Source organism: Nosocomiicoccus massiliensis, assembly GCF_000438455.1.
Classification (GTDB): Bacteria; Bacillota; Bacilli; order Staphylococcales; family Salinicoccaceae; genus Nosocomiicoccus; species Nosocomiicoccus massiliensis.
This window is the reverse complement of sequence record NZ_CAVG010000051.1, coordinates 1-4,652: the sequence shown is the minus strand read 5'-3', so window position 1 is coordinate 4,652 and position 4,652 is coordinate 1. Positions and strand designations below refer to the sequence as shown.

Annotated in this window: 4 protein-coding genes and 1 pseudogene; 2 read left to right on the top strand and 3 right to left on the bottom strand. The window is 35.7% G+C overall.

The features are described 5' to 3' along the window. On the top strand, positions 1–1,172 hold a 1,172-nt coding region (locus TJ68_RS02420; protein ID WP_040928542.1), incomplete at its 5' end, for a tyrosine-type recombinase/integrase. Position 1,173: 1 nt separating this feature from the next. Further along, a pseudogene (locus tag TJ68_RS02415) lies at positions 1,174–1,538 on the top strand (DUF6262 family protein). A gap of 282 nt (positions 1,539–1,820) precedes the next feature. Here TJ68_RS02415 and TJ68_RS02410 read toward each other — a convergent pair. The 3 genes from TJ68_RS02410 to TJ68_RS08350 form a co-directional block, all read right to left on the bottom strand. Beyond that, the gene (locus TJ68_RS02410; protein WP_000855243.1) at positions 1,821–2,237 is read right to left on the bottom strand and encodes an NAD(P)H-dependent oxidoreductase; all 417 of its coding nucleotides are present in this window, start codon (positions 2,235–2,237) and stop codon (positions 1,821–1,823) included. 177 nt (positions 2,238–2,414) lie between these two features. Beyond that, positions 2,415–3,842 (bottom strand): chloramphenicol/florfenicol efflux MFS transporter FexA, encoded by a 1,428-nt coding sequence (gene fexA, locus TJ68_RS02405; RefSeq protein WP_040928540.1) that lies wholly within the window; start codon positions 3,840–3,842, stop codon positions 2,415–2,417. Positions 3,843–4,094: 252 nt separating this feature from the next. After that, the gene (locus TJ68_RS08350) at positions 4,095–4,238 is read right to left on the bottom strand and encodes a hypothetical protein (RefSeq protein ID WP_002360221.1); all 144 of its coding nucleotides are present in this window, start codon (positions 4,236–4,238) and stop codon (positions 4,095–4,097) included. Positions 4,239–4,652: the final 414 nt, after the last annotated feature.

Here is a 4,652-nt window from a genome sequence, read left to right as displayed (position 1 = left end):
GTTTAGGTTTTTTTAATTTCATGAACAAAAATTGTGAAGGTATACAAAGGATTCATCAATTAACTAGAAATGAAATTGAGCAATATTTTAATTATATTAATTTAAAAGGTTTAAAACCCAGTACTGTAACTGGACGAATATCTACTTTAGACGTTTTTTTTACTACAATTCAAAGATATGACTGGAAGGATACACCTTCTAAGATTCTTATCTTTCAAGAAGATTACCCTAAAGTGCCGAAGGCACTACCACGTTATATTGATGAACATATACTTGAACAATTAAATGGGAAATTAGATAAATTGGAACCTTATATTGCTACAATGGTTATGGTACTTCAAGAATGCGGGATGCGTATCAGTGAACTTTGTACATTGAAAAAAGGGAGCGTCATAACCGATAAAGAAGGGGATTGCTTTTTAAAGTATTATCAGTGGAAAATGAAGAAAGAGCATATCATTCCTATTTCTAAAGAAATTGCTGCATTGATATTAGTTCAAGAGCAAAGGGTGGCTGATGAACTCGATGATGGATGTGTATATGTGTTTCCCCGAAAAGATTGCTCACCATTGAAACAAGATACCTTTAGGGTTAAATTAAATGAACTAGCTTATGAAGAAAAGATAACGGACAGCAACGGAGAAATTTTTCGTTTTCATGCTCATGCCTTTCGGCATACAGTTGGCACTAGAATGATAAATAACGGAGTGCCACAACATATTGTCCAGAAGTTCTTGGGTCACGAATCACCGGAAATGACGGCAAGATATGCACATATTTTTGATGAAACCCTAAAGAAGGAATTTACGAAATTTAAGGAAACCTTAGTAACGAATAACGGTAGCATTCTGGATTTAAGTGAGGAAAATACTGAAGCTGACAATACAGATCTTCAATGGTTTAAAAAGAATATCAATGCACAGGCACTTCCTAATGGCTATTGTCGGTTACCAGTAATTGCAGGACCATGTCCTCACGCAAATGCATGTTTAGATTGTACGAATTTCTGTACAAGTAAACAATTTCTTACTGAACATGAAGAGCACTTAGAGCGAACTAAAGAAATACTAAATAGGGCTAAACAAAACCAATGGCAGCGTCAGGTTGAAACCAATGAACGTGTTAAAAATAGATTAGAACAGATTATTCATTCGTTAAAGGAGACGAATTAAAATGATTAGAAAAGGTAACACAACTGCCATAGTTCAGCTAGCTAAAGACAAGTCGGAGAAAACAAGAATTAGGGTTGAAAAGACAATTTCAGAGATGGCATTGAAAGAAGAGAAGATTAATTTTAATTCCGTTGCACAAAAAGCAAATGTTTCAAAGTCATGGCTTTACAAACAAAAAGATATTAGAACTAGAGTGGAGACATTAAGAGGGATGCAGATAAGTGAGTTAACCCCCCGTAAACCTAGTAAAAGCCTCGTTCAGAGGACGTATTAATAAAAACCTTAAAAAGCCGTATAAAGGCGTTAGAAGAAGAGAATGAACGGTTAAAGGATCAAGTTCAAAAATTACATGGCAAGCTGTTTTAGCAGATTTGTGTTTCTTGGAATTTATTGGGCACTTTGAATTGGCTACCTAAAATGAAATCGCTAAAACCTTCAATAACTTCAATAGCCCATTTCCCTAAATGTGTTAAGGGGAAATGGGCTTTCTTCTAGTATTGTTGGCATGATCGCAGAAGTGTTTTATGCTCTTAAATAATACTTTTTAATATATTGCAAATACTCATTAGCACTTTTCTGTATCTCTTCGCCCTTCATATCCGAATTAGCACCGTAAAGTACAAACTCTGGTACATATTCAGCATGAATCTATGCACATAAAGATTTGAATGGTGTTAACATCTGGGTTAATGTATGCTTGTTTTTACCCATACTTGTAAATTCACCTTTTTTTACGCCAGCTGATATAGCTAATCCTAATTTTCGATTATAAAATATTCTTTTACCCTTTGATCCGTAAGCCCATCCATATATAATCACTTCATCGATCCATTTTTTTAATAATGAAGGAGAACTATACCAATATAATGGAAATTGAAAAATAATATTATCATGATTTTCAACTAATTCCTGCTCTCTTTTTACATTTATAATAAAATCAGGATACTCTCTATAAAGATCATGAATGGTAATTTCGTTTGAATAAGACGCTGCTTTTTCTACCCAAACTTTATTGATTCGAGAATTTGGCATATCTGGGTGAGAAACGATCACCAATGTTTTCATTGTTTCATCCTTAACATACTCAACTTTCGCACCAATAAAACAGTGTACGAAAGTTGAGTTACTTAAAAGTATTCTATTCTAAGAAATTCAAATTTGCGTGATTCCTAAGCTATTTATTTACAGCTTAAACTATAGAAGATGAACTAAACAATAACTAATCTTTACATAACTAAGTTATTACCCACGCTTTTTTAAACCTAATCCAGCTATTAAGGCAATGAGTATTGCCCCTGTAGCTGCAAGGAACGCATCTGAGTAGGACATAGCGTCCAATATATATAATGGATTTATCGGCTCAGTAGCATCACGTCGAGCGGATAATAATGCTCCAATCATACCTGCTCCAGTTCCTGCTCCAAGGTACAAAGCACCTTGGAAAATCCCCATTCCGACACCAACCTTGTCTGCATCGAGTGCACTTACTGCGGCGTTATTTGCGGGAGAATTCGTGAATGCAAAAGCAATCCCTACTCCGAGGACCCCCACGGAAACTAACAGAGGTGAAGCACCAGATGCATAGGTGGACAAGAATAAGGTAGACAGCCCCATCAGAGTCATCCCAGTAATTATCAGACGTTTATCCCCAAATCGATCAGAAAGACGGCCAACGAAGGGAGATAAGATTGCAACAGCCACACCACCTGGCAACAATATCATTCCAGCCTGTCCAGAAGAGAGTCCATTCACCTCAACGACTAGTAATGGGACGAACACAAGAACAGCGAAATAAGCAAACATCGAAAAAAATGCAATTATGACCGTATTGACATAATCCTTGTTATTGAACAGGACAGGTGGTACAAATGGATTTTCTGCGGTAACAATTCTCCAAATAAATCCCACCAAAGCTACAACAGAACCAATTAGGCTAGTTAACGATGAGAACGAAGAAAAACCAGAAGTTTCTCCTTGAGTGATGCCAAAAAGGAGTAATCCTACTGTGAGGCCGAGGAATAAACCACCAATGAAATCAAAGTTCTTATTGCTTCCTACGGATTCTGCCGGTTTAATTGTCGGTAACGCGTAGTAGGCACCAATAACAATCATAATGGCTAACAAAAATGTGAACCAAAACAAGGCATTCCACCCTAAATATTGACCAACTACTCCACCAAATATTGGACCAGCAGCAGTTCCAACACCAATACTTCCTGCGATAATTCCCAAAGCTCCCCCACGTTTTCCTTGTGGGAAAACCTTCGAAATTGCAATGACTGATAGAACTGGAATTGCGGACATCCCAGCACCCTGAACCATTCTTCCCAAAACCAACAATGGGAGGTTCGGGGCAATTGCACATAAAAGACTACCACTTGCCAGAATCATAATGGCAAAGATATATAGCTTTCGTAACTCAAAAAAGTCTGAGATTCGACCATAAATCGGAACTCCAATCGCAAGAACAAGTGCAATACCACTAACTATCCAACTCACTTGAGATTTCGAAGCTTCTAAATCTTTGCTTATTAGTGGAAGTACGGGATTGACTAAATCAACCGTAATTGCAGCTACAAGTACAGATAGGGAGAGTACCATCATTAAAAGCCTAGTAGAACCCCTTTTTTCAGATTGAATCATTTCTTTAGATTTACTATCCTTTTTCATTTTATTTCCTCCTAAAATATATTGTGATTTTAGGAGGCTAAATCCACTGCTTTCACCATAAACCTCACCTCATATCTATTTATATTGTAAAACCAAATCAACGAACTCACCATATTTCTACAGCATGATTAAAGATTCGGTTCTCCAAACTAACTGAACTGATCAAACAAAAAAAGGCACCAGTTTAACAACCGGTGCCTAATCATTCGTATGCATTTTTACAAATGCAATAGATTCATAAATTTTTGCCCATTATATAAAAGGAGGCAAAAAGTTTTCCGGTAGTGTTTCCATTTTTTGTTTTTGTGAAAAAGGACATACTGATCCCGTTGTACCTAAATCCCCTGAAACTTTTACATGCTTTCTAAACTCGACATTAATGAAATCAATTCCCATTACTTTTTGCCTCCTTTCTCATATTGTGATAATAACACAATAATAATTGATGAAAAAGAAATAATCAACCCTACTTTTTTGAAAACCAATTTAAAGCTTTACTACTTTTACTTACATAATAAAGGCAGGTGCAGTATAAACTTTTTTAAATAGGTCTTCTTTAACGAGCAGGTAGCGTCAGTTAAAGTAGATAATTTAAGATCGAAATCATATTATAGATATTCCGAAATTGGGCGTGATTGTTGCAGGTCAAAAGCTTAATTCCTCGATAAAATAAAAAGGAATTAGTTTTTTTATTTGTGGTACATTCTTCTGACCGTAATCAATTGTCATCTAATAATTACATTGTATTTTTTCATTTGATTTAACACGTTAAATATATGTTCTTAAAGTAAAAACATTGATGTTAATGGA

Coding starts and splice junctions, on each gene's coding strand:
- TJ68_RS02410 (WP_000855243.1), bottom strand. CDS start 2,237: ATGAAAACATTGGTGATCGTTTCTCACCCAGATATGCCAAATTCTCGA.
- TJ68_RS08350 (WP_002360221.1), bottom strand. CDS start 4,238: ATGGGAATTGATTTCATTAATGTCGAGTTTAGAAAGCATGTAAAAGTT.
- fexA (WP_040928540.1), bottom strand. CDS start 3,842: ATGAAAAAGGATAGTAAATCTAAAGAAATGATTCAATCTGAAAAAAGG.